Here is a 25,939-nt window from a genome sequence, read left to right as displayed (position 1 = left end):
AAATTGATTACTAAACAACGATATTTATAGTAAACAAAATCAAGAGACAGTAAATCGGCCACCGCAGGTTCTGTGACCAGGATCGACCAAAATCACAGCGCGTCCCGGTTCAATGCCTGATCCGACGGCGTTCAGTCCGCCAGACACAGTACCAACGTCTTGATTTCATAGGGCGCAAAGTGCAGTTCCAATGTTTGCCCCGCATCCATCTGTTTAGCGGACAAATTTTCCAGCAAATCGCTCTCCGCCCACCAGCGCACCGGACGGGCGCAGCGCAGCACGACGTTCTGACGCCCGCCCGCGAACTCGTGCAGCCGAACCACCAGCCAGTTGCCGTCTTCGGCTTTTTTCAGCGCGTCGAGCTGGATGTACGGATGATCGAACGCCACCAGCGGCGCCTCCGGCAACCACTCGCCCGGCAGCGGCAACAACGGTTCGTTCAGGAAAAACGCCTGCTGCGCCGTCCCTGCCTCGCGCCAGTCTCCGGCGTGGGGCAACAACGAGTAGGTAAATTCATGCTGGCCGCGATCGGCGTGGGCATCCGGACTCACCGCCGATTTAATCAGCGTCAGTTGCATCAGGTTGTCGCGGATGGCGTGCCCGTACTTGCAATCGTTCAGTAAACTGACGCCATAACCGTATTCGGACAGATCCGCCCACTGGTGCGCCACGCTTTCGAAACGGGCATAGTCCCAACTGGTATTCCAGGTGGTGGGGCGTTTGACGTTGCCGAACTGAATGTCGTAGGTGGCTTCGGTGGCGCGGACGGCCACCGGGAAACCGACCTTAAGCAACTGGTTATAGTCCTGCCAATCCACCTGAGTGTGGAAATCGATACGGCGGCTGTCGCGGTACAACCGCATCTGCTGCACGATACGACTGTGGTGATAACGCCAGACGAATTCGATGCTGCAACACAACTCACCCTGCTCGCGCACCGTGGCCGACAGCAACTCAGTGACCGGACGCTGTTTCTGGATATAGAAAATCTCGATATCCCAGGCGTCGTACTTCAGCGGTTTATCTTCATAAACCGTCAACACGTTGCCGCAATCCGCCAATACGTCCCGCTGGTGCTGCCGGTCAAAAATACGGGTCAGTTGGCCGTGTTCGTTCCAGCTAATCTGATAGAACGGGGTTTCCACCTGCCGCTCGCCGACACTAAACGGTAAATCTCCCGCCTCTTGCTCAGCGCGGCGATACAGCGCGACGCCGGACAACGCGGGAATCTCCCGCAGCGCCACCAGCCAGCCGCCCGCCACCGCCTGCGACGCCAACGGTTGTCCGTCCGCCTGCATCCAGCCCCCCGCGCCGTCGCCGGCGATAAACGCCAGATCGCTGCGCGGCCAGGCGGCGCTGTTCAGTACGCTGACCGCATCAGCGCGGGCCGACAGCAACCGCGGCTGACACTGCGCCAGCATCTCGTCGGCCAGCTGTTCCGCCTGCCGGTACCCGTCGGCGGCATCACGGTAGACCTCGGCGATCGAGGAGCCGGGGATGATGTCGTGGAACTGATTGCGCAGCAGGATTTGCCAGCCGGCGTTCAACGTAACCTGCGGATAAGCAGGCCAGTCGGCGTGACTGACCGCCGCCTGGGCATGCAACCACTCCAGCCGGCGATAGGTCAGCTCGCCGCGGCGGTTGGCCTTTTTCACCTGCGCCTGGCTGGTGTAGGTGCCGCGATGGCTTTCGAAATAGAGTTCGCCGTCCCAAACGTGCTGCCAGGCATCGCTGTCCGCCAGCCGCTGTTCCAGACGGGTGAAGTAGTCGTCTACCCGGCCATGGCGGATATTCGGCAGCGCCGGCACTTTTTCAAAACGCCGCAGCAGCTCCAGCATCTCTTCCGTCGGGCCGCCGCCGCCGTCGCCGTAACCGTAAGCCAGCATCAGTTCCTGATTCAGCGGCTTGTCTTTGTAGTTATCCCACAGCCCCTGCACCGACATGGCGTTGACCATGCCGTTATAGGTGTAGCGCGGATGTCCCTCTTCCGGCGTGGTGATGAAGTGCGCCAACACTTCGCTGCCGTCGATGCCGCGCCAGGTGAAGGTGTCGTGCGGCATCTGGTTGAATTCGTTCCAGCTGATTTTGGTGGTCATGAAATAGCGGATGCCGCTTTTGCGCAGGATCTGCGGCAACGCCCAGGAGTAGCCGAAGACATCCGGCAGCCACAGGCAGCGCGGCGTCACGCCGAACTCTTGTTGCATGAAGCGGGTGCCGAGCAGAATCTGGCGCACGAAGGATTCGCCGGAGGGCAGATTGCAATCCGCCTCCACCCACATGGCGCCGTCCACTTCCCAGCGCCCTTCGGCAATACGCTGTTTAATTTGCCGGTAAATCGCCGGGTAGTCCTGCTTCAGGTAGTCGTAAAGCTGGGGCTGCGACTGGAAAAAGACATATTCCGGGTAACGCTCCATCAACCGCAGCACCGTGGAGAACGAACGGGCGCATTTTTCCCGCGTGTGTTTAAGCTGCCAGAGGAAGGCGACGTCGATATGCGTATGCCCGACGCAATGCACCGTGACCGGCTGCACGCCGCCGCTGCGCGGGTATTCCCGCTCCAGACTGGCGGCGGCTTGCGCCAGCGAGTGATAGCACTCCGCGCTACCGGGCTCGCGCCAGTCGATCAGGTTATAGGCGCGGTCGGCGGCGGCAAGCAGCAGCACGCGATGCGGATCGTTTTCCGGCAATACCGCCAGGGATTGCAGAATCGCCTCGGTGGTATAGAACAGGTTGGTCGCCGCCTCGTCGCGCACCGCGATGCTGACCCGCTCAAAACCGTTACCGACGTGAAACGCCTGAAAATGTTTACGCACCTTGCCTTCAAGAATGCCCGACCAGACCCGGCAACAGCATTCGATAGTCTGCCCTGCCAGCGCCGACGGGATCACCGTTTCGACATGATTCTGATCCAGCCCTTGCCAGGGTTCGCCATTCAGATAGAGCAACGCTTCAAAATCGCGGCGCTGTACGCCAAGACTGAAATCGAACCGTGCCGCGATGATTTCCGTCGCCCAGTGCGCGGGCAACGCAATACGCAGGCGCAGCCAGACATAGATATCCTTTTCCCGCCACTGAAAGCCACGTTGACACGGCTGCCAGTCGGCCGCGTCGGGCGGCGGCGGCGTGCCGTTCTCTCCCTCGCGGTCAAAACAGATGTCCGCCAGTTCAACCTCGATAGCTTCGCGCCACCGATACTGGGCGACCTCATCCAGACGCTGACTCAGTTTCTCTTCGGTAAAAAACATCGCATCTTCACTCTTCTGATCTGACAGGGAAAGGGCTGCACCGCATCACCTTCAGGCGGTGGGGTGCTCATTTAATAGCACCGCAAAAATGTTTAGTAAATAAAGTGATTTTCCCGTCTTTCATTTCCGTGAGACGCTTCACATTCGCGGTATATTTTTTCCTCCCCATCAAACCAATAAAAATTATCTATTTGATAAATATGAATTTTAATAAAAACCCTACTTTCATGGAAGAGAAATAACGCCATTGTGTTTAGTAAACATATGGCAGTACACTGCGCGGGTGTTTTATCGATGGAACCTTGTCTGCCAGTTCGGTGCAGGAGTAATCAACATGTTAAGTCTGGGTATAGATATCGGTGGTACGAAAATCGAAGCCGTTGCGCTGGATCAGCAGGGAGATATCGTCTACCGCCAGCGCTACGCTACGGAGAAAAGCAGTTACCCGATCTTTTTCCGCCAGTTGTGCGACGTCATCGCCCAGGCTCGTCAGGATATCGGCCCCGTCAGCATCGGCATCGGCTTACCCGGCACCGTGGAAGTCAGTAACGGGCTGATCAAGAACTCCAATATTCTGGCGATTAACCAGCAGCCGCTGCATGCGATGCTGGTGGAATTTGCCGCTCAACCCATCGCCATCAGCAACGATGCCAACTGTTTTACGCTGTCGGAAGCCATCGATGGCGCGGGGCAAGGGTTTGATACCGTGTTCGGCGTCATCCTCGGCACCGGCTGCGGCGGCGGGATCGCCATCCACCGGCAGGTCCTCGACGGGCGCAATCGCAGCGCCGGCGAATGGGGGCACAACGTGTTGCCGCGCTATACGCCGGAGCAGGATGGGCCATCGGTCGTTTGCTACTGCGGCAAAACCAACTGCACCGAATCCTTTATTTCCGGCACCGGCCTATCCCAACGCTACAACCAGCGCTATCACGCCAGTCTCAGCGCGATGGATATCATGGCGGCGGTGGCAGCCGGTGAACCGCATGCGGTGGAATACTTCGACCTGTTTCAGGATCAGCTGGCGCGAGCGCTGGCATCGGTAGTGAATCTGCTCGACCCGGACGTATTCGTCATCGGCGGCGGCCTGTCTAACTGCCGCCCGCTGTATCAGGGTCTGGAAGCGCGCATCGGACGCTATACCTTCAGCAATACCTTTTTCACCCCGATCGTGCCCGCCATGCACGGCGATAGCAGCGGCGTGCGGGGCGCAGCCTGGCTGGGAGCCGGAGCAACCGCGCGCGCTTTATGCTAGGCTGTCGGCACAGTTTGGAAAGGTGAATTCCGGCTTATCGCTGTGGACACAGACACAAAGGAAACGCATGACGAAACGGATAAGAATCAGAGATATCGCGACCGAAGCCGGGGTTTCCGCCGGGGCGGTATCACGCGCGTTAAAGGGTCAGCCGGGGTTGAAAGAAGAGACCCGCCAGCGAATTCTGACCATCGCCCGCCAACAGGGTTACGATTTCACCCGTCTGCGCAACGACAAGCTGCGCCGGGTGCTGTTTCTGCTCCACCGCCAGCATAATATTTCCAGCGCCCTGACCTTCTATTCGCCGTTGTTGCTCGGCGTGGAAAACGCCTGTCGCGACGCCGGCATCGCGCTCAGCTTTCTGGCGCTCGGCCCGACGGACGCAGTGGAAGAGCAGGTGCGGCTGCACGACCCCGATGCGCTGCTGTGCGCCGGTTTTTTCGAGCCCGAGCTGCTGGCTGCACTGCGCAACATGCAGTTGCCGCTGGCGCTGATCGACCTGTGGGCGCCGGGCTTGCCCAGCGTTAATCCGGATAATCTGCAAGGCGGTTATCTCGCCACCCGCCATCTGATCGCTCAGGGGCGTACCCGTATCGCGTTTCTCGCCAGCAGTCTGGCGCATTACAGTATCCGTCTGCGTGAAAAGGGATACCGGCAGGCGCTGTATGAAGCCAAACTGCTGACGCCGCCGGAATACGAAGCCATCGCCCCGCCGCTGTTGGATACCGAAAGTTCGCTGGTCAGCGCGGTGGAAGAGTTGCTGGCGCTGCCGCAACGGCCGGACGCTATTTTCGCCTACAATGATTCCGCCGCGCTGATTGCTATCCGCGTTTGCCAGCAACACGGGGTGAAAGTACCGGAGGAGATCGCCATCGTCGGTTTCGACGATATCGATACCGCCAGCGTCGCACACCCGCCGTTGAGCACCATCGCCATCGACAAAGCCTCGCTGGGCCGATCCGGGCTGCAACTATTGATTGACGGCGCGCGCGACGACGAGCAGCAACTGTTGCCCGTGCGGCTGGTCGCCCGACAAAGCGCCGGAGAAGGGCTGAATTAACGGCATGGCGGGGTCGCCCCGCCGCACTATCCCGCCCACGCGCCAGCCCGTCGATTCACCCGTTGAATACACAGGAATCGCCCATGAGCCCAAACGCCTCTTTTATGTTGCACAGTGATGATGGCTTGCTGAGCGCCGACATCGGCCTGGCGGGCGGTATGCTATCCGCGTTGACCTTCCGCCCCGGCACGCCGCAGGCGACCGCGCTGCTGTACCGCGCCCACTGGCTCGATGACGCCGATGCCTGCGCCGGGCAACCGCCGTTGATGCACCGTCTGGGCGGTGAGTGGGTCGGCGTACCGTTCGGCCATGCGCAGCAAGACGGCGACGGCTACCTGGCGGGTATCCCGCACGGGCTGCCCGCCAACCGTGACTGGACGCTCGCCGGGCGCTCATCCCGCCACGCCGCACTCGATTTCGTTTTTCCACCGGACTACCCGCTCACGGCGCTGCGCCGGGTTATCCAGCTGGCCGATAACGGCAACGTGAATTTTTCTCTGACGCTACAGGCCAGGCGGCCCTGTCGGTTGCCCGTCGGGCTGCACCCGGTGTTTCCCATCGGGGGGGATGCCGGGGAATTGGTGTTATCCGCCGACAATGCATTACACATGCGGGCCTACCCACAGCCAGCCGAACCGGGCGTCAGCCGTCTTCAGCCCGGCGCCGTCTTTGATGACTTGCGCCTGGCCCCGGCCGCCGATGGCGCGACGCTGGATCTCAGCCGACTGCCGCTGCCGTTCGCCACGGAGGAGATCCTACAGGTGATGTCGCCGGTCGCCGGCATCGAACTGACTTACCCGCAGCGGCGACTGGTGCTGTCATTACATTGGGACACGACGATACTGCCGCACTGTCTGTTGTGGATCAGTAACGGCGGCAGGCGACAAGCGCCCTGGTCAGGAAAGAATTATTGCCTGGGGGTCGAGCCCGTTTGTTCGGCATGGGATCTCGGGCCGGCGTGTCTGCGGGACAACGCCATCAGCCAGTCCGGTTATGCCACCGCGCTGGCGTTGACGCCGGAGCAGCCGCTGACGATCGATTACCGGCTTACGTGCCGTCCATATTGAGACGCCCTGCCATACACGCATGACGGGGCGGTGTTATTCGAGGGCCGAGTGATTCGGCAAGGGAAAATACAACGTATTCGGACGATTTCGTCCGGCTACACCGTCACCAGATGCAACCGGAACGGCTGCCCTTGCAATTGCCGCTGGATCTCCGGCGCCAGTTCGCCATCGGTAATCACATCAGTCAACGCCGTCAACGGCGACACGCAAAACAGCGAATACGCGCCGTACTTGCTGCTGTCCGCCAGCAGCACCCGGCGGCTGGCATTCACCCCCAAATCCTGCTTGATCCCGGCTTTCTCTTCCGTCGGCGTGGTGATGCCTTTCTCCAGACTCCACGAGTTGCAGCTGATGAACGCGATATCCGGATAGACGCTGCGCAACAGCCGACGGCCGTGCTCGCCGATGCACGACTGGCTGCTATCGTCGATACGTCCACCGATGATGGTGACTTCTATCTGCTTGAATTCGGAAAGAAACAGCGCAATCTGTAAATCAGCGGTGATGACGCGCAGCGGCAGATGGGTCAGGTTGCGCGCCAGCTCCATCATGGTGGTGCCGGCGTCCAGCACCACCGCGCTGCCCGGCTGCACCAGCGTCGCCGCCTGACGGGCGATCGCCTGCTTTTCCAGCAAATTGCGCTGCATCTTTTCGTTGGTGGTGGGCTGCGACGGGATGAAGCGATTGAGCGTCACGCCGCCGTGCGAACGGCTGATGACGCCCTGCTCATCCAGTTTGATCAAATCACGGCGAATCGTCGCCGGGGAAGCATCAATGACGGCCACAAGTTCATCCACCGTCACCAGATTATGGCCTTTGAGGTAATCCATAATCTGGTCGAGACGGCTTTGTCCCTTTATTTTTTCTCCGCTTATGCGTAATGCGTCACTCAATGTTTCCCCCACAATGATATCCGTATGTTTTACCCTCAGCCGATTCTATCAGGCCAGCTGGGTCGCCAGTTTGATCGAAACCGCCATACTTTCGGCCTTCGCCTTGCCCGTCCAGGCGATGTCGAACGCCGTACCGTGATCCGCTGATGTCCGGATGAACGGCAAACCCGCAGTAATATTAACACCATCGTAGAAACCAAGCAGTTTCAGCGGAATGTGGCCCTGATCGTGATACATCGCCACCACCATATCGTACTGGCCTTCATACGCCTGCAGATATACGGTATCCGGCGGGCAGGGGCCATACACATCCAGACCTTTGGCCTTCATCGCCTCGATGGACGGCGACACGATATTGATCTCCTCGTCGCCGAACAGGCCGTTTTCCCCGGCATGCGGGTTGACCCCGGCGACAGCGATACGCGGTTTGTCATAGCCCACACGTTTGAGGAAGGTATCCGCCATACCGATGACGGTTTCCACGCGCTCGCGATTCAGCGTATCCAGGAATTTGCGCAATGCGATGTGTGTCGTCACATGGATCACCTTCAGCCGATCGGTATACAGCACCATGGCATAATCGCGGCTGTTGGTCAGCTTCGCCAGCAATTCAGTATGACCGGGATAGAGATGCCCGGCGGAATGCAGCGCTTCCTTGTTCAGCGGCGCAGTGGCAATCGCGTGTACTTCACCCGCCATCGCCAGTTCGGTGGCGCGTTTCACGCAGCGGTAAGCTAAATCGCCCGCCTGGGCCTGTACTCTTCCCGGCTCAAGCCCGGCCGGATCCGCCAGAGGTTCATCAATGACATTGACGACGCCGGGGGCGAAGCGCGCCTGCGCCGGGTTGGCAATTTCGTTCAGCTCCACCTGCGGCACGACGCCGAGCGCCAGAATGCGGCGCAGCGTCTGCACGCATCCCACCACCACCACCGGCGCGCCGGAAAGTTCGCCTTCCGCCAGCGATTTGATGATAATTTCCGGGCCGATACCTGCCGGGTCTCCCATTGTTACCGCAATTATCTTACTCACTCACCTTCTCCTCAATAAAACGTAAAACGTCCAGCAGGGTAGCCTCGTCACCAAAACCGCCTGCTTTGGTCATTACGGGGATATCACCGACAACACTGTCCAGAAACCGCCCCCAGGGTACGCAGGAAGCGATTTGCCCTTTGATATGAAAACCGTTGGCCTGCAAAGCATTGGCGACGGCAATCGCGATATCGCCGCCGGATAAATAGAGACCGCCCGGTTGCTGGCGACCAACAATCTGGCGAGTCAGTTCCCCCAGCCGCTGGCTGATGGTATCGCCCAGTTGCTGACGCGCCATACCATGACGCTGGCACAAACCGTCGATCTCGAAACGCTGGCTATCGTCCAGGCAGGTACGAATCAGGCAATGGTGCCCGGACGCCAGCGTGGCCGCCGCTTGTTCGCACCAGCGCGCCAGCGCAGCCGGGTACGACACCGCCAGCAGCGCGTCGATATCGATATCCACCAGCGCCACATCCGGCCGCCGACAGGCCATTTGAATTTGTTTTTGAGCGATTTCGCTCATAGAACCAATCACCGCCAGCAACGCACGCGAGGCGTTACCTACGCGCCGATACAGATGACGGGCCAGCGCATCGCTCAACCCGGCGGATCCCACCAACAACGGCTTTGCAGCCAGCTGCCCGGCGGCCTGCACGATCAGGTCGAGATCTTGCTGATTTTCCGCATCCAGCACCACCAGCCGCACGCCCTGATCGCTCAACCGTTGTAGACGTGCCGCCAGTCCATTTTGACGAAGCTCGCTCAATGAAACCCGCGCCTGCCGCAATGCGGTCTGTTCCGCCAACCGTTCACCGACGGAAGAAGAGCGCACCGGCGTTTTCGGATCGCTGGCGAACTCCGTATCCGTCAACAGACGGTCGTGCACCCACACATTACCGCCGCGGGTCACGCGGCCTAGTGACGGCGCGGCCGGCGCCACCAGCGCCAGCGACACACCGGCGGCATGCAGCGCCGCTTCGGTCTCCGCGCCGGGATTGCCGCGTAACGTGGAATCCACCTTTTTGACCATCCAGCCTTCGACGCCATGCTCCCGCCAGCCCCGCACCGATTGCGCGGTGCGCTCTCCCGCGACTGCGGCGTCAAGCGCACGGCTGTCGGTATTGATGACGATGGCGTCGCCCGATGAAACGGCACCGATCCTCGCGGCGTCAAACAGCACATTGACCTGAGCGCCGTAAAGCGCCAGCCCTACGCCGGCGTCGTTTGCACCGGTAAAGTCGTCAGCCACAACCAGCACACGGATATCTTCCTGCCTGTTCGGCATACCACTGCCCCGTTTTGATTGATTACCTGACAATGATTATATTGAATCACAATTGATTATATGTGAGCAATATCAAATTATTCAAAACCAATTTCTTCTATAAATTAGCAGCAGAATGTAGGCCTTCCGATTTTTTTCGGTCACAGAAAAGAATCATGATTGAAAAAAATCAATCAAATCAGGCGGGAATCACAGCGGATCAGAACAAGGTATGAGTATGAATATCAACAGCACCATTATCAGTGGTTATCAGGCACTCCAGGACATCACCTATCTGCTGCGCGGCAAACAGCATGTCTTACTGGTCACAGATCGGAATATTGTCGGGCTGCCCGGCGTTCAGGCGCTGAAGGAACAGCTGGCGGCCGGCGTTGCACAGCTGTCGGTGATTGATAATGTGCCCGCTGAACCCAGCCAGCATGATGTTGCGGCGGTGCTGCAAAATCTGCCGTCCTCAGTGCCGGACTTCGTGGTCGGCATCGGCGGCGGCAGCGTACTGGACGTCGCCAAACTGCTGTCGCTGTTGTGCGCCGGCGATGACGCCATCACATTGGAAAGCCTGCTGGCGGGCACCAAACCGACGCGCCGCACCGCGTCGCTGATGATCCCCACCACAGCCGGTACCGGCTCTGAAGCCACACCGAACGCCATTCTTGCCATTCCGGAAAAAGAAACCAAAGTCGGGATCATTACGCCGGTGATGCTGCCGGACTATGTGGCGCTGATCCCCGAACTGACCACCAGCATGCCCGCTCACATCGCGGCCTCTACCGGTATCGATGCGTTGTGCCACCTGATCGAATGTTTCACCGCCACCATTTCCAACCCGGTCGGCGACAACTACGCGCTGATCGGCCTGAAGAAACTGTTCGCCAATATCGACGCTGCGGTCAACGAACCCGGCAATCTGGAAGCGCGTCTCAATATGCTGTGGGCGTCCTACTACGGCGGCGCCGCCATCGCCCACTCCGGCACGCACCTGGTGCACGCCATGTCCTACCCGCTGGGCGGCAAGTACCACATCCCCCACGGCGTGGCCAACGCCATCCTGCTGACGCCCTGCATGCGTTTCGTTCAGCACGCGGCGCAGGAAAAATTCGCCCAGGCCTACGACCTGTTGCCGAACGCCGATACCAGCCTCGAGCCGGCGCAGAAAGCCGAGGCGCTGGTGGATTACTTCGGTGCGCTGGTCAAACGTCTGAATCTGCCTTCATCGCTGCAACAGCTGGGGATCAGCCCGGATCACCTGCCGTATCTGGTGGAATCAGCCCTGCAGGTGCAGCGCCTGATGAAAAACGTACCGACGACCGTTCGTGCCGAAGATGTGCACGCCATCTATTCAACTTTGTTTTGAACACATCACTCTGGTTGATGAATAACGAGGAATAACAATGAGTAAGCCAATTAAAGGCGTTCTGACGGCTATCGTCACGCCCTTTGACCATCAGGGGGAATTCCATCCCGCCGCCATGCGCCAGCAGGTACAACGCCAGATGCGCTACGGCAATGGTATTTTCTGCAACGGCACCAACGGTGAGTTTTTCGTGCTCAATGCCGACGAAAAAGTCGCCGTCACGGAAACCTGCGTGGATGAAGCGGCCGGCCGCGTACCGGTCGTCGCGCACGTCGGCGAAATCTCCACCCGTGAAACCATCAAGCTGGGCAAACGCATTGCCGCACTCGGCGTCGATGCGGTTTCCGTGATCACCCCCTACTTCGTGCCGCTGAAACAGAGCGAGCTGATCGCCCATTACCGTGAAGTGGCGGATGCGCTGCCGGTGCCGGTGTTCATGTACAACATTCCGGCGCGTACCGGTAATACCCTGCAACCGGAAACGGTGCGCATCCTGGCGGATCACCCCAACATCATCGGCATCAAGGACAGCGCAGGCAGTTATGAAAGCCTGAGCGGTTTCCTGCAGGCGGCCAAAGGTATCCCGAATTTTGACGTGTTGAACGGCCCCGACTCGCTGATCCATCAAGGCTTCGTCGATGGCTGCTCCGCCTGTATCTCCGGCCTGGCCAACGTGGCGCCGCAAGCCATCAGCCAGATCTGGCACCGTTTCCATGCCGGCGACGTCGAAGGCTCGCGCCAGGCGCAGGAGCAGGTCAGCGAGCTGCGCAAAACGCTGTACGCGATCGCGTTTTCTCCTGCGGTCGTGAAAAAGGCACTGGTACTGATGGGGCAGGATGTCGGCGTCAGCCGCTACCCGATTCAGTTCTCAGCGCAGGACGAAGAGGCCATTCGTTCGCTAACGCAACCCTTTACTGACTGACGACACGCGCTCGTCACATAAAACACCATTACCTTTACCCTACAGGATCGAAACCCATGAACCATTTTGATCTGACAGACACACTTATCATCGTTGGGATAATTGTGCTCTATATTGCCTTTACCTCCTTGCTGACGCTGCGGCTACGCAGCCGCTCCAACTCGGAATTTATGGAAGGCTCCCGTTCGCTGCCGGCGTTTATCGTCGGTATCCTGCTGATGACCGAATTCATCGGCGCCAAATCCACCGTCGGCACCTCGCAGGCAGCGTTTGAAAGCGGTATCGCGGCATCCTGGTCGGTCATCGGCGCCGCCATCGGCTTCCTGCTGTTCGGCATCGTGCTGGTGAAAAAGATCTACAACACCGGGAAGATCACCATCTCCGGCGCGATCGCCGAACGTTACGGCAACACCACCAAAAACATTATCTCGATCATCATGATCTACGCACTGCTGCTGGTAAACGTGGGTAACTACGTCAGCGGCGCGGCGGCGATCTCCACCGTACTGAAAGTGAACCTGCCGGTGGCGGCGCTGATCACCGCCATCGTCAGTACCTTCTATTTCTACTTTGGCGGCATCAAAGGCGTCGCCTACGTCACGCTGATCCACAGCGGCCTGAAATATGTCGGCGTGATGATCATTCTGTATGTTGCGCTGAAAATGACCGGCGGCATCACGCCGATGGTCGAGAAGATGCCGGAATTCTACTGGACCTGGGATGGCAACATCGGCGCCAGCACCATCGGCGCATGGCTGATCGGCACCATCGGCTCCATCTTCTGTACCCAGTTCGTCATCCAGGCCATTGCGTCTACCAAGGATGAAAAATCCGCTAAACGCGCCACCTGGATCGCCTTCTTGTTCTGTATGCCGATCGCGCTGGCGATTGCGATCATCGGTGTGGCCGCCAAATTCGTCCACCCGGAAATCAAGAGCCTGTATGCGTTGCCCATCTTCCTGCAGGATATGAACCCGTGGCTGGCCGGCGTAGTGACCACCTCGCTGGTAGCGTCTATTTTCATCAGCGTCAGTACCGTGGCATTGGCGATCGCCTCGCTGATCGTGAAAGACTTCTATGTCCCTTATTTCAAACCGACGCAGGAAAAAGAGTTCAAGATGACCCGCGTGTTCTCGCTGATCATCGGTTTCCTGCCGCTGGTATTCGTACTGCTGGTGCCGGAAGTGTTGAAGCTCTCCTTCTTCACCCGCGCCATCCGTCTGTCGATTTCCGTCGTGGCGATGGTCGCCTTCTATCTGCCGTTCTTCAGCAGCTCCCGCGGGGTTAACGCCGGTCTGATTCTGTCCTGCGTCGCAACCTCCGTCTGGTATGTGATGGGCAACCCGTTCGGCATCGACAACATGTACGTTGCCTTGCTGACCCCGGCAATCGTGATGGTGCTGGATCGTCTGATCCCCAACAAAAAAGCGAAAGAACAGGCCAAGCAGCCCGTTGAAAACTCAGGAGTATAAACAGAGATGACAACTGAAACCGTTACCGTTGAACGCAGCGGTATTGTGCACCAGGCAGAAGGCGACAATCAGCGGATCGAGGCCTATATTCCTTCGGAATGCCCGCAGAACCATGCCGCCAACCTGCTCCATCTGCCGAACGGCGACTTGCTGTGCGTTTGGTTCGGCGGCACCCAGGAAGGGGTGGCGGATATTTCCATCTATATGTCACGGCTGCCGCAAGGCAGCCAGCAATGGACGCCGGCGGAAAAACTCTCCGAGGATCCGACCCGTTCCGAGCAAAACCCGGTGCTGTTCCTCGCGCCGGACGGCGTGCTGTGGCTGCTGTATACCGCCCAGAAATCAGGGAACCAGGATACCGCCATCGTGCGCTATCGCCAGTCCACCGATCTGGGCCACACCTGGGGCGACATCGGCGTGCTGCTGGAACAGCCTGGAACCTTTATCCGCCAGCCGATCACCGTGTTGCCCAACGGCAACTGGTTACTGCCGGTGTTTTACTGCCGTACTCGCCCGGGCGAAAAATGGGTCGGCAACGATGATATCAGTGCGGTGAAAATCTCCAGCGATCAGGGCAAAACCTGGCGGGAATCCGTTGTGCCGAACAGCACCGGCTGCGTGCACATGAACATCACGCTGTTGCAGGACGGCACTCTGCTGGCGCTCTACCGCAGCCGTTGGGCCGACGCCATCTACCTGAGCCGCTCCACCGACGGCGGGGAAAGCTGGTCCGATCCGGTCGCGACCGATCTGCCTAACAATAACTCGTCGATTCAGGTCACGACGCTGCGCAATGGCCATCTGGCGCTGGTGTTCAACCACATGAATGCTGACGGCGCCACCGAACGTCGGGTTTCGCTGTATGACGAAATCGAAGATGAAGAGGATGAGGGCCAGAATGCAGTCATGCCGGAAATCACCAGCGAGCGTAGCGCCTTCTGGGGCGCGCCGCGTGCGCCGATGACCGTCGCCATTTCTGAAGACGGCGGCCGTAGCTGGCCGTGGCAGCGTAACGTCGAAATTGGCGATGGCTACTGCATGACCAATAACTCGACAGAGAAGCTGAACCGCGAGTTCTCCTACCCCAGCATCAAGCAGGGGCCGGATGACAAACTGCACATGGCCTTCACCTACTTCCGCCAGGCAATCAAATACGTTTGCGTCAGCGAAGCGTGGGTAAAAGGTTAACGCGCCTTGCAGAGCAGGAGGGTGGTGATTGATCAACCTGCATGATGTGCATTGCAAACAGGTGTTAGCCAGTGAGTCCGTCATCAGCAATGTCGACTTGCTGGCTCGCCGGCACGAACCTCAAGGATGAGGTTCACCCATCCCGCCCCACCTGCCGCGAACCGGCACATGGATAAAAATGAGTCATCGCGTGATGGCGCCTGCAGCCGGGGACATAAAAGCGCATATCAACGTGCAAACCCGCGTCTCAGGGGAAGCATGGGAGAATCTACCTTATCGTCAGCACCCCAACGCTCTCAGGTAGAACACATTCAATACAGAACCACTTTCCAACAACAGGAACACACCATGATCGCAGGCAATCTGAATCATCTGTCGCTGGCGACATTGCCAGCTTCGCTGTGGAACATCCTCTCCGGAATGACGCTGGAAACGCTAAACGCGCTGCCGGAAGGGAAATACCAGCCGGAAGGCGCCGACTGGTTTTACTCCATCGGTACCGTATCCACCGCGCCGCGCAAAGAACGGCACACCGAATTCCATCGCCGTTATCTGGACATCCAGCTGATTCTGGCCGGCGAAGAAATCATGGGCTATGACCTGCAGGATGCGGGCGATCGCCCCGCCACCGAGCGCAAACCGGATCTGTTCATTCTCGATCAACCGGACGTCCCCCATGCCATCCGGCTCTCCGCCGGAGATTTCGTGACCTTCTACCCCGGTGAACCGCATCAAGCATTGTGTGCCATCGACGATGTGCCTGCGCCGGTCAAGAAAGCGGTGTTCAAGGTGCCGGTAGCCCTGCTGGAACAGGAAAGGAACCCGGCGTCATGAGCCATCAGAAACGTGTGCTGATCACCGGCAGCAGTTCCGGTATCGGCGCGGCCATCGCCGATACCCTGTTGCAGGCAGGCTGGCAGGTCGTCGGGCTGTCCCGCCAGCGTGGGCCGCACACCCATGCCGCGTTCGAGCACCATGCGCTGGACGTGACCGATATTCCGGCGTTGACCACCTTGCTGGATAGCCTGCCCGCCGTCGATGCAGTCATCCATGCAGCGGGTATCATGAAGGCGGCGCCGTTGGGAAAGCTGAGTTACGGCGACAGCGAACAACTGTGGCGCCTGCATATTCAGGTGGCGGAAGTGCTGGCGGATCGCCTGGTGGATAAATTACCGCAGGGCGGACGCATCATTTTATTAGGCAGCCGGACATCCAGCGGCGCCGCCGGACGCAGCCAATACGTCGCGACGAAATCCGCCATGATCGGTATGGTGCGCAGCTGGGCGGCCGAACTGGCGCCGCGCGGCATCACCGTGAATCTCGTGGCGCCCGGCGCGACGGAAACGCCAATGCTGAATCAGCCGGGACGTCAAAGTTCGCCGCCGAAAATGCCGCCGATCGGACGCTTTATTCAACCGCAGGAAGTGGCGGATCTGGTGGCTTATCTGCTGTCGCCATCCGCCGCGGCCATTACCGGCCAGCAATTGGTGATTTGCGGCGGTGCTTCGCTGTAAACCACCCGACCATCGGGATACAAAAGCGAGACTCAGCGCAGGGAGGCGCTGATATCACGCGACCACACAACGCAGGAGCGCCGAGTTAAATCAGGGTTTCTGCACAAATTCCCGGTACTTGACCAACAGATCGAGAAAATCGTCCAGACCGCACAGCGATAGGCTTTCCTCGTCGTAGTAGCTCATACCTTCTTCCATTTCATCCATGGAAAAATCCAGTTGATTGGCGCGCACCATGACTTCCTCGCTGTCCAGCAATAGCGTGTATTCATGCCCGTGGCGCTCCCACTGACGTTCGCTGCCCGCGAGATCACGCACCGCGGCCTCGATCTCGTCCAGCACAGCTTCCTGCCCCTTCACTTCTTCATTCAACCAGTGACCTACAGCTTCATGTCCCATCGACATTCGTACTATGACCTGTCCGGTCACATCGCGCAAAAATTCATAGTCCATGGCGTGACTCCTGTTGCTGCATCCACGCTGAATGCCGGCACTGTTTGCCGGCCGTAAAAAAGGGAGGCTCAACGGCCTCCCTTCCTGTTTATTGCGGCAAACTATAACGGCTTAGACAGCGGTCTGGAAGATCACCTTATCCGCTTTCTCGGTATACGGTTGCCAGGTGGTCAAAGTTCAGATAGCGGTAAGTATCTTCCGCCGTCTTATCCACCTGCGCCATAAAGCGCTGGTACTCTTCCGGCGTCGGCAGCTTGCCCAGCAGCGAGGCGACCGCCGCCAGCTCCGCCGATGCCAGATACACGTTTGCCCCCGTTCCCAGCCGGTTCGGGAAATTACGTGTCGACGTCGATACCACCGTCGCGCCGTCCGCGACCCGCGCCTGATTACCCATGCACAACGAGCAACCTGGGATTTCTATCCGCGCGCCGCTCTTGCCGAACACGCTGTAGTAGCCTTCTTCCGTCAACTGTGCCGCGTCCATCTTGGTCGGCGGCGCCACCCACAGACGGGTTGGCAACTGGCCTTTATGCTGATCCAGCAGCTTGCCCGCCGCACGGAAGTGGCCGATGTTGGTCATACATGAGCCGATAAACACTTCGTCTATCTTCGCCCCCTGCACATCCGACAACAGCCGCGCATCGTCCGGATCGTTCGGTGCACACAGAATAGGTTCTTTAATCTCGTTCAGATCGATATCGATCACGGCGGCGTATTCTGCATCCGCATCCGCTTCCAGCAATTGCGGATCCGCCAGCCATTTTTCCATCCCCTGAACCCGGCGCTCCAGCGTGCGACGGTCGCCGTAGCCTTCGGCAATCATCCACTTCAGCAGCACGATGTTCGAATTCAGATATTCAATGATCGGCGCCTTATCCAGCTTGATGGTACAACCTGCTGCAGAGCGCTCCGCCGAAGCGTCGGTCAGCTCAAACGCCTGTTCCACCTTCAGATTCGGCAGCCCTTCGATTTCCAGAATACGACCGGAGAAGATGTTCTTTTTACCCTTCTTCTCCACAGTCAGCAGCCCTTGCCTGATGGCATACAGCGGAATGGCGTGCACCAAGTCACGCAGGGTGATCCCCGGCTGCATTTGGCCTTTAAAGCGCACCAACACCGACTCCGGCATGTCCAGCGGCATCACCCCGGTGGCGGCGGCGAAGGCCACCAGACCGGAACCGGCCGGGAAGGAAATCCCGATAGGGAAACGGGTATGGGAATCACCGCCGGTGCCCACGGTATCCGGCAGTAGCATGCGGTTCAGCCACGAGTGGATCACGCCGTCGCCCGGGCGCAGCGACACACCGCCACGGTTCATGATGAAATCCGGCAGCGTGTGGTGGGTGTTAACATCCACCGGCTTCGGATAGGCTGCGGTGTGGCAGAATGACTGCATCACCAAATCGGCGGAAAAACCCAGACAAGCCAGGTCTTTCAGTTCGTCGCGAGTCATCGGCCCGGTGGTGTCCTGGGAGCCGACCGACGTCATCTTCGGTTCGCAGTAAGCGCCGGGGCGAATGCCCGCAACGCCGCAAGCACGGCCGACCATCTTCTGTGCCAGCGAGAAACCGCGGCCGCTTTCCGCCACATCTTTCGCCTGACGGAAGACCTCGCTCGGCGGCAGCCCCAGCGATTCACGCGCTTTGGACGTCAGGCCGCGGCCGATAATCAGCGGGATACGGCCGCCGGCACGCACTTCGTCCAGCAGTACGTCGGTTTTCAGTTCGAAGCTGGCCAACAATTCGTTGGTATCGTGATGACGCACTTCACCTTGATACGGGTAAACATCAATCACATCGCCCATGTTCAGTTTGGTGACGTCCACCTCGACCGGCAGCGCACCGGCGTCTTCCATGGTATTGAAGAAAATCGGCGCGATTTTGCCGCCCAACACCACGCTGCCTGCGCGTTTGTTCGGCACGTTCGGGATATCTTCGCCCATAAACCACAGCACCGAGTTGGTGGCGGATTTACGTGAAGAACCGGTGCCGACGACATCGCCGACATAGGCCAGCGGGAACCCTTTCTGATTCAGCGCTTCAATCTGTTTGATCGGGCCGACCGCGCCGGGTTGATCCGGCTCGATGCCTTCACGGGCATTTTTCAGCATCGCCAGCGCATGCAGCGGAATATCGGGACGCGACCAAGCGTCTGGGGCCGGCGACAGATCGTCGGTATTGGTTTCGCCGGTGACTTTGAACACGGTGACAGTAATTTTTTCCGCCAGCTTCGGACGGGACAGGAACCAACCGGCATCGGCCCAGGACTGAATAACCTGCTGAGCATGAACATTGCCGGCTTTGGCTTTTTCTTCCACGTCGTAGAAGTTATCGAACATCAGCAGGGTATGGGACAGGGCCTTGGCGGCGATAGGCGCCAGCGCGGGGTTGTCCAGCGCATCAATCAGGGGATGGATGTTGTACCCCCCTTGCATGGTGCCGAGCAGTTCGACGGCTCGTTCCGACGAAACCAGGGGGGAAACGGCGTCGCCTTTTGCGACGGCGGCCAGGAAACCAGCCTTGACGTAAGCGGCCTCATCAACACCCGGCGGCACGCGATTGACTAACAGATCCACCAAAAACGCTTCTTCGCCTGCGGGCGGATTTTTCAGTAACTCCACCAGCGCCGCCATTTGTGCAGCATCCAACGGCTTGGGGACGATCCCTTGTGCAGCCCGCTCGGCTACGTGCTTGCGATATTCTTCTAGCACGACATTCTCCTCGCTCTCATTGTCTAATTATGCCCGGCGCTCATATTACCGGCTCATGATGTCCATGCCTGATCCCAGCCAGTGGATGTAAGGTTCAGAGTGCCCGGTCCAGCGTGACGAGCATATCAGGATTTGAACCGACTGTTAATTTGTTTACATTAAAGCAACATTTATAAGTGGGCGCCGGCACAGGTATTCCTGCGTTCAGAAGCATAAATCCGGGCGTCTCGACTCATGCCGGATCCGGTTGCGAAACAGGCGCCAATGGCACGAAAAGCAACAAGATACCGTTTAGGCCAGCATAGCAGTTAGCCGCCACATCGACCACTGCGCCACCCACATAAACGGTAAGGTCTATGAAAGAAAAACCGATGTGAATCGTCTGATGACGGCGGCATCGTTTCCCGACACCAGACAGGTGTTATCGCTGCTGAAAGTGATGACGCAAGGCATGTAACAACGCGGGAAACGACGCCGACATGTGCGATTGTTCGGCGTAGATACGCTGAGCCACCGTAAGCTGCGGAATCTTCAGGTGCAGTTGTGCCGCCAATTCCCTAATGCCGTCCACCATGCGCCGCTGAGCACGGTGCTGACGCAGCCAATGTTGCCGTTCCTCAGGAAGTCGTTGTAACTCCCATGCTTCCAGCGATTGCTCATATTCACCGACGGATAACATCAGGCTGACTGACCGCGCCAACGGCTGTTCCTCCATATGTGCAATAAACCACTCGGCTTGCCGGGCCAGATAACCGCCGTGCCACCATACCGACGGGCTGGACGCATAAAAATGCTGAAAGCGACTTGGCTGTTCAAACAGCGTATCCACAGTGAATAGTCCACCGTAAGAGTGGCCGAATAAGGCCTGGCGTCGGCTGTCGATGCGATAGCGTTGGTGGATGACAGGCACGAGTTCTTCCAGCAAAAAATGACGAAAACCGGCGGCATTCCCCTCTGCGCCGGGAGCACGAAGCCCACCCGAAGGATCACGTTCCAGGATCAGGTGCGCCACCGACGGGCGGTAATCCCGATCGCGCCGGGTCTGGCCAGGGTAATCCACCGCCACAATCACGCCCGGCGTCATGCCGCAACGCGGTTCACGCATCGCCGCCAACAGCGATACCGCCGTCGCAAAGTAGCGCGCACCGTCCAGCAGGTACATCACCGGCCAGCCCTGTTCAGGCTCCGGGCCGTCCGGCCAGGCAGTCAGCAAACGGTAGTGGCCACAGGTTGCTGACGTAAAAGTCTCATCCTGGGTGTTGGCGAATAAGGACATATCGACATGCTCACTGATAGCTCATGAATGGCATCGGCCGGCATCGATAGGCCGGCCGTTTCATGGTTGATGGTTAGAAGTGGGTGTTAATACTCATATAAAAGGTTCGGCCCGGTTCATTGTAAGTCGCAGCCCCGGCACCGGCGATGGTAATGGCGCTGCAACTGCCGTTGGATGCGACAGTACAACCGGCCGATGCGTTACCACGGCGGAACTGGCGTTTATCGAACAGATTGCTCACCCCGCCGGTTACGCTGACGTTCTTGTTGATGGTATAGGTGGCGCGGGTTCCCACTACTGCATACGGGCTGAGTTCATTCAGCTCGTCGCCCGAAGCGGCCATACCGCGATAGTTATATTTTTTCGGCTTCTGGCGACCATACCAGGTCAAGGTCGATTGCAACGACAGATCGTCCGTCGCCTGCCAGCTCAGCGTGGAATTCAGCGTGAACGCCGGCGTGACGGACAGAATATCGCCGGTACTCTTATTCTTCGAACGCAGCATGTAGGTAATGTTGTTGTGCCATGTCACACTCTCCGATACCGGTACGTTCAGAGTCCCTTCCAGCCCTTCGACCACCGCGCGGGGAATATTCTCCCAACGGTAAACGTAGGTTTTGCCGTCGGTGGTAGTCCCCACCGGCGTCAACCCGGATTCGATCTTGTTGCGGTAATCGTTACGGAAGTAAGTCACCCCAGCCTGATAACCATAGCGTTTGAACTCCAGACCGATCTCCTTGTTGACGCTGGTTTCTGCCTTAAGATCCTCATTACCGATCAGGTAGCAGTTATTGCTGGCGCCATTGACCAGATAGCAACCCTGTCCCCGGCTGTAGAGCAGGTAGTTGGGGTTAACCTGGTACAGATTGGGCGCTTTGTAAGCCTGGGCAATCCCCATTTTCAGAGTGACATCATCCCCTAACCCTTGCGACAGGTTCAGCCCAGGGCTGACCTTGCTGCCTGCCAGCGAATGGTAGTCAAAGCGCAGCGCCGGCGTCAGCATGGTGCTTTGCGTCAGCTCGACATTGTCTTCAGCGAACACCGAGAAGGTATGGGCATTGATATCGCCGCTGCGGTTTTTGCTGCTATACCCCGCAATGGCGCCCGTGGACGAGATGTCATAAGAGGAAGAACTCGGATCTGTCATGCGCTGACCCGACGCCTCCACGCCCAGTGTGACGGTTTGGTTGAAATAGGCGTCAAACGGGATATTCACTTCGCTGTGGGCGGTCAGGGCATCCAGCTTGATGGTGGTGTAGTCGTCGGCGGAGGAGAAGATCCCCTCGGTGCCGCCCGCCAGCCCTTCGCTGATACGGGTGTTCTGAGTACGCTCGTATTGCAGATAAGACGTGGAGCTGACGCCGCTGTCCCAGAAACCACGGTGGGTCACGGCGTAGTTCTGCCGGTACATGCGGTTGGTTTCTTTCCCGTAGTTGCTGCTCACATAGCTGTTGCTGTTGGTATTCTGGGTGTCGCCGGCATAGATATTGCCCTGGCGACTGCTCCCCATTTCAAACTCCAGCGACTGTTGCCTGGTGATATCCCAGCGCAGCACGCCGTTGATATCTTTATTGCGCACCCCTTCGCGCCCGGCCGGTACCGAACTGGCATAACTGCCGGTACGCGCCGATTTATACGGCTCGTTGATATCGGCGGCATCCGCCTGCGTCTTGTTGAGGTTGCCGTACAGCCGCAGGCTCAGGCTATCGCTCAAGCCGCCGGACAAGCTGAAATCGGTACGCTTGGTAGCGCCCTCCGCTTTGTGAACCGGAACATTGAAGTAAGTATTCCAACTACCGTGCCACGCCTGGGTCGGCTGTTTGGTAATGATATTAATCACCCCGCCCATGGCGCCGGAGCCGTAGCGCGCCGCCGCCGGGCCGCGCAGCACTTCAATGCGTTCCACCATGTCGCTCGGCACCCAGTTGGTGTCGCCGCGGGTATCGCGTTCGCCCCGCCAGCCGTAGCGCACGGCGTTGCGGCTGGATATCGGCTTACCGTCTACCAAAATCAGGGTATTCTCCGGCCCCATGCCGCGAATGTCGATTTGGCGGTTATTGCCGCGCTGCCCGCTGGTGGAATTGCCGGTCAGGTTCACCCCCGGCTGGGTACGGATGATCTCGGACAGATCGTTGGTGGGTGCGCGTTTGGCAATATCCTCAGCGGTCATCACCGAGACGCCCGGCGCCTGGCGCGTCTGTTCCGCCGCCGTCACCACCATCGTATCGCCCTGCGTCTGGCCGGCATCGTTGGTCGATGCCGGATTGGAAGAAGTGGTGCTGGTTAAGGGGGTGCCGGCCGCAGTGTTATTGGTCACTGTTGTCGCGGTGGCGTCTGTCGCTGCCGCCCAATTCAGGCTCGGGAAAGCCGCACAACTTAGCCCGATCAGCGTCGCCAGATAGTGGCGTGGTCGTCGTGTCATCATCAAAGTCGCCCTGTATCAATGAAAGCCAGCAGCCAAAGGTGCTACTGAGAAGTATTTGCATTACCATTAAAGCGCAATCATTGTTACATTTGTTTGCCGGGGCGGGGTTTGTATAAACCGCAAATTGCTTTGCGAAAGCGGCAAAATCGCCCGAAATCACCAGAGAGCATGAGGGGGAAAGCCGTGCGTAATCCTGTTTCGACGTCAGCATCCATTTACAAGCATCAGATTATGCGGATGTCCAGCCTGATCGCTAATCACTACCGCGTTCTCAGCCCTCAGGTGATTGACGATACGCCGTTATTGTTCGGCCATTTCGATGTCACGCCGCTGCACCGCGATTTGATCCTGCACACCGCCGATGTCATCAACCTGCACAACATGCAAACCCAGACCACATTGAACGGTGCGCTAAAACTGGCGGTGGTCGTCAACGGCAATGCGCATATCAGCTATGGCGAACAGCGTCTGCATCTGGGCAAACGCTACCCGGCCTTGCTGACGTCGCTGACCGAACCTACGTTATTTCGCCGCTATGGCAAACGCGACGACTACGAGCGTACCGTTTCGCTGACGTTTAGCCGTGAATGGTTGTACGGCAATCTGATGGATAGCGTCGACGACTGGCGGGCCATCTACCACTTCACCCAAACCCACCTCGCCGTTCACCGCTGGATGCCGTCGCGTCAGGCGCTGGCCGCCGCCTGGCAGCTCCTCAACGCCGGCCCTTGTCAAACGCCGTTGCAACGTCTGTATCTGGAAACTCAGTGCATGACATTGATTATTGAAGCGCTCGGTTCACTCGCCGAACAAGCCTCCATCGATAAGACAGCATCTGGCGTACCGCTGCACCACCGTCAACGGATGCAACAAGTGAAGGACATGCTGGAAAGCGGCGCCGCCGATCATCTTTCCATCGCCGATATCGCCAGCAGCGCCAACATGAGTGAAAGCTCACTACAGCGCCACTTCCGCCACACCTTTGACATGACGGTATTTGAGTATCTGCGCAACTGCCGCCTGCAACGCGCCGTGCTGGCGCTACAGCGGGAAGGCGTGGGGATCGCCCAGGCCGCCAGCCTCGCCGGTTACACCAGCCCGGCCAATTTCGCCACCGCCCTGCGGCGCGTTTATGGGCTGACGCCGACGCAGCTGAAAAACGGCGTTTATACCTCCCATAATTAGAGCGGCGGCGCAAACGCTATCACGCGAAACAATGCACTACGCTGTTCCCTCAGGAAGTAGGATCATCGCGCCCCTGCTGACGCAGCAACCCTGCACGTACCTCGGGAGCTTATAGCAGGGCGGGCAACACGCCGGCGACGTGAACGATGACGGATACGAGTAGGCGCAATGAAAAATCGCTAGGTTTTGCGCGTCATTCACGGCATTGTCTGTTATCACGTCCACCGTTGAACAACACCATACCGATATCGCCATGTCCGACTATTCCAGCATGACCACCCGATTGGCGCGTCTGATCGTCGCCGCCCAGCCTGATACCATCGCTATTGACCTTGCCCGCAACGGGGTAACGGATTTTATTGCCTGTGCCTTGCCGGTCTGGCATGGCGTGGTGGCGGACAGCGGGCTGGCACCGCTGAAAGCGGTCTATTCAGACAACGACAGCCAGGCCCGCTGCCTGCTACTGGGTTATGCTGGTCACGCTCTGGACTTTGACGATTTCCATTCAGGATTCCGGGGGCACCCCAGCACGGTGATTCTGCCGGCGCTGTTGGCGCTGGCCGATGAGCACCCGGACATCACCGAAGACGCCTTTCTCAGCGCCTACATTATCGGCGTCGAAACCGCCGGCCGGCTTGGGCTAGCCGCCGGGCCGCGCCATTACAGCCTTGGCTACCACAATACCGCCACGCTGGGGGCCATCGCCGCCGCTGCCGCAACCTGCCGCCTGATCGGCGCAACGGAGGAACAGACCGCCAACGCGCTGGGGTTGGCCGCCACTCAGGCTGCGGGTTTGCGGGCGCAATTCGGCTCCGCCATGAAACCGTTGCACGCCGGGCTCGCCGCCCGTGCTGGACTCGCCGCCACACAGTTGGCGCTGGCGGGATTTCATGGTAGTCACGATCGGGTGATAGACGCTTTTCTGGCAGCGCATGGTGAAGGGCAACAACGCCCCGACGCCCTGACGGCGCAATGGGGCGCGCCCTGGCGTATCTGCTCCCCCGGACTCATCTTCAAGCGCTACCCCACTTGCGGCGGCACGCATAGCGCGGCGGAAGCGGCATTGATACTGCGAGAGCAGTGGCTGCAATCTTCCGGTAAACCGATAGACGACCTGACTGCGGCAGCGGATAGCATCACCGTGACATTCCCGCCGGGCGGCGACGCCGCGCCCTTTATCCGGCGGGCTACGACCGGTGTTGAGGCGCGTTTCAGCCTCGAATACGTGATCGCCGCCGCGTTGCTGGAAGGTGAATTGCGGCTGGATCGTTTTGCTGAAGTGCCGGTTGAACCCTGGATTGCCGCACTGGCGGACAAAGTCTCACGCCAGGAAGACCCGAGCGCCCCCCCGGATGAACTGAACCCGGATGCTCGTTTTCACGAGGTCACGCTATGGTTGAAGGATGACACATCGCTCACCGCCCGAGTCACCTGGCAGCAAACCTCGGCGACCGTCACCGATGTCGCGCACAAGCTGCGTCAGACTGTCAGCCTATTGCCCGAGATTAACGCCGACGGTCTGCTCGGCTGGTGTCAATTACGGGCCGCAGGCGACTTAGCAGCATTGACCCGGCTCTGGCGATCCTGAACGAGCGCCAGAGCC

The 25,939-nt window shown here is 58.9% G+C and carries 18 protein-coding genes and 1 pseudogene; 11 read left to right on the top strand and 8 right to left on the bottom strand.

Translation table 11 applies throughout. The annotated features are described in order from the left end of the window. Nucleotides 1-131 precede the first annotated feature (131 nt). Nucleotides 132-3,245, bottom strand: coding sequence for an alpha-mannosidase (locus tag DPA2511_RS03585; RefSeq protein ID WP_023638144.1), 3,114 nt, complete (start codon nt 3,243-3,245; stop codon nt 132-134). 334 nt (nt 3,246-3,579) lie between these two features. On the opposite strand from DPA2511_RS03585, the gene DPA2511_RS03580 reads away from it, so the two are divergent. The 3 genes from DPA2511_RS03580 (at nt 3,580) to DPA2511_RS22330 (ending at nt 6,627) form a co-directional block, all read left to right on the top strand. Beyond that, the gene (locus DPA2511_RS03580) at nt 3,580-4,500 is read left to right on the top strand and encodes an ROK family protein (protein ID WP_012764326.1); all 921 of its coding nucleotides are present in this window, start codon (nt 3,580-3,582) and stop codon (nt 4,498-4,500) included. A gap of 67 nt (nt 4,501-4,567) precedes the next feature. Continuing rightward, nucleotides 4,568-5,560 carry a LacI family DNA-binding transcriptional regulator gene (locus DPA2511_RS03575; RefSeq protein WP_012764325.1) on the top strand — a complete coding sequence of 331 codons (993 nt, stop codon included), beginning with the start codon at nt 4,568-4,570 and terminating at the stop codon, nt 5,558-5,560. A gap of 83 nt (nt 5,561-5,643) precedes the next feature. Beyond that, nucleotides 5,644-6,627: an aldose epimerase family protein gene (locus DPA2511_RS22330; protein ID WP_012764324.1), complete on the top strand. Its 984-nt coding sequence runs from the start codon at nt 5,644-5,646 to the stop codon at nt 6,625-6,627. Between the two features lie 95 nt (nt 6,628-6,722). On the opposite strand, the gene DPA2511_RS03565 is transcribed toward DPA2511_RS22330, so the two are convergent. From DPA2511_RS03565 to dtnK, 3 genes are read right to left on the bottom strand one after another with little or no spacing between them, the layout of a single operon-like run. Continuing rightward, nucleotides 6,723-7,532 carry a DeoR/GlpR family DNA-binding transcription regulator gene (locus DPA2511_RS03565; RefSeq protein WP_012764323.1) on the bottom strand — a complete coding sequence of 270 codons (810 nt, stop codon included), beginning with the start codon at nt 7,530-7,532 and terminating at the stop codon, nt 6,723-6,725. Nucleotides 7,533-7,568: 36 nt separating this feature from the next. Continuing rightward, a complete protein-coding gene (locus DPA2511_RS03560; RefSeq protein WP_012764322.1) occupies nt 7,569-8,549 on the bottom strand; it encodes a D-threonate 4-phosphate dehydrogenase in 981 nt (326 codons plus the stop codon). Further along, complete coding sequence (gene dtnK / locus DPA2511_RS03555; RefSeq protein ID WP_023638142.1) at nt 8,542-9,837, bottom strand: D-threonate kinase; 1,296 nt, start codon at nt 9,835-9,837, stop codon at nt 8,542-8,544. Before dtnK ends, DPA2511_RS03560 begins: the two co-directional genes overlap by 8 nt. Nucleotides 9,838-10,054: 217 nt before the next feature. Between dtnK and DPA2511_RS03550 the strand changes: the two genes are divergently transcribed. The 6 genes from DPA2511_RS03550 to DPA2511_RS03520 all read left to right on the top strand — a co-directional run bounded on the left by DPA2511_RS03550 (nt 10,055) and on the right by DPA2511_RS03520 (nt 16,287). Continuing rightward, nucleotides 10,055-11,191 carry an iron-containing alcohol dehydrogenase gene (locus DPA2511_RS03550; protein ID WP_012764320.1) on the top strand — a complete coding sequence of 379 codons (1,137 nt, stop codon included), beginning with the start codon at nt 10,055-10,057 and terminating at the stop codon, nt 11,189-11,191. A gap of 37 nt (nt 11,192-11,228) precedes the next feature. Further along, the gene (locus DPA2511_RS03545; protein ID WP_012764319.1) at nt 11,229-12,113 is read left to right on the top strand and encodes a dihydrodipicolinate synthase family protein; all 885 of its coding nucleotides are present in this window, start codon (nt 11,229-11,231) and stop codon (nt 12,111-12,113) included. A gap of 56 nt (nt 12,114-12,169) precedes the next feature. Next, nucleotides 12,170-13,585, top strand: coding sequence for a sodium:solute symporter family protein (locus DPA2511_RS03540; RefSeq protein ID WP_012764318.1), 1,416 nt, complete (start codon nt 12,170-12,172; stop codon nt 13,583-13,585). 6 nt (nt 13,586-13,591) lie between these two features. Further along, nucleotides 13,592-14,773, top strand: coding sequence for a sialidase family protein (locus DPA2511_RS03535; RefSeq protein ID WP_012764317.1), 1,182 nt, complete (start codon nt 13,592-13,594; stop codon nt 14,771-14,773). 348 nt (nt 14,774-15,121) lie between these two features. Then, complete coding sequence (locus DPA2511_RS03525) at nt 15,122-15,607, top strand: YhcH/YjgK/YiaL family protein (protein WP_012764315.1); 486 nt, start codon at nt 15,122-15,124, stop codon at nt 15,605-15,607. After that, entirely contained in the window at nt 15,604-16,287 is a 684-nt protein-coding gene (locus tag DPA2511_RS03520) for an SDR family NAD(P)-dependent oxidoreductase (RefSeq protein WP_012764314.1), read from the top strand. Before DPA2511_RS03525 ends, DPA2511_RS03520 begins: the two co-directional genes overlap by 4 nt. Before the next feature lie 90 nt (nt 16,288-16,377). Here the strand turns inward: DPA2511_RS03520 and yacL are convergent, their stop codons facing one another. The 4 genes and pseudogenes from yacL to DPA2511_RS03500 all read right to left on the bottom strand — a co-directional run bounded on the left by yacL (nt 16,378) and on the right by DPA2511_RS03500 (nt 23,151). Beyond that, the gene (gene yacL, locus DPA2511_RS03515) at nt 16,378-16,740 is read right to left on the bottom strand and encodes a protein YacL (RefSeq protein ID WP_012764313.1); all 363 of its coding nucleotides are present in this window, start codon (nt 16,738-16,740) and stop codon (nt 16,378-16,380) included. Between the two features lie 111 nt (nt 16,741-16,851). Then, nucleotides 16,852-19,450: pseudogene (gene acnB / locus DPA2511_RS20960) on the bottom strand (bifunctional aconitate hydratase 2/2-methylisocitrate dehydratase). Between the two features lie 421 nt (nt 19,451-19,871). Beyond that, nucleotides 19,872-20,726, bottom strand: coding sequence for an alpha/beta hydrolase (locus DPA2511_RS03505; RefSeq protein ID WP_012764311.1), 855 nt, complete (start codon nt 20,724-20,726; stop codon nt 19,872-19,874). Nucleotides 20,727-20,799: 73 nt separating this feature from the next. Next, the gene (locus DPA2511_RS03500) at nt 20,800-23,151 is read right to left on the bottom strand and encodes a TonB-dependent siderophore receptor (protein ID WP_012764310.1); all 2,352 of its coding nucleotides are present in this window, start codon (nt 23,149-23,151) and stop codon (nt 20,800-20,802) included. A 168-nt stretch (nt 23,152-23,319) separates the two neighbouring features. Here DPA2511_RS03500 and DPA2511_RS03495 point away from each other — a divergent pair, with 168 nt between their 5' ends. Together DPA2511_RS03495 and DPA2511_RS03490 are read left to right on the top strand one after the other, a co-directional pair. Continuing rightward, complete coding sequence (locus tag DPA2511_RS03495) at nt 23,320-24,336, top strand: helix-turn-helix transcriptional regulator (protein WP_404821611.1); 1,017 nt, start codon at nt 23,320-23,322, stop codon at nt 24,334-24,336. Nucleotides 24,337-24,589: 253 nt separating this feature from the next. Then, nucleotides 24,590-25,924 carry an MmgE/PrpD family protein gene (locus DPA2511_RS03490; RefSeq protein WP_012764308.1) on the top strand — a complete coding sequence of 445 codons (1,335 nt, stop codon included), beginning with the start codon at nt 24,590-24,592 and terminating at the stop codon, nt 25,922-25,924. The last annotated feature ends 15 nt before the right edge of the window (nt 25,925-25,939 follow it).

It is taken from the genome of Musicola paradisiaca NCPPB 2511 (assembly GCF_000400505.1).
In the GTDB taxonomy this organism is placed as follows: domain Bacteria; phylum Pseudomonadota; class Gammaproteobacteria; order Enterobacterales; family Enterobacteriaceae; genus Musicola; species Musicola paradisiaca.
This window is presented reverse-complemented; position numbering and strand designations above follow the sequence as displayed.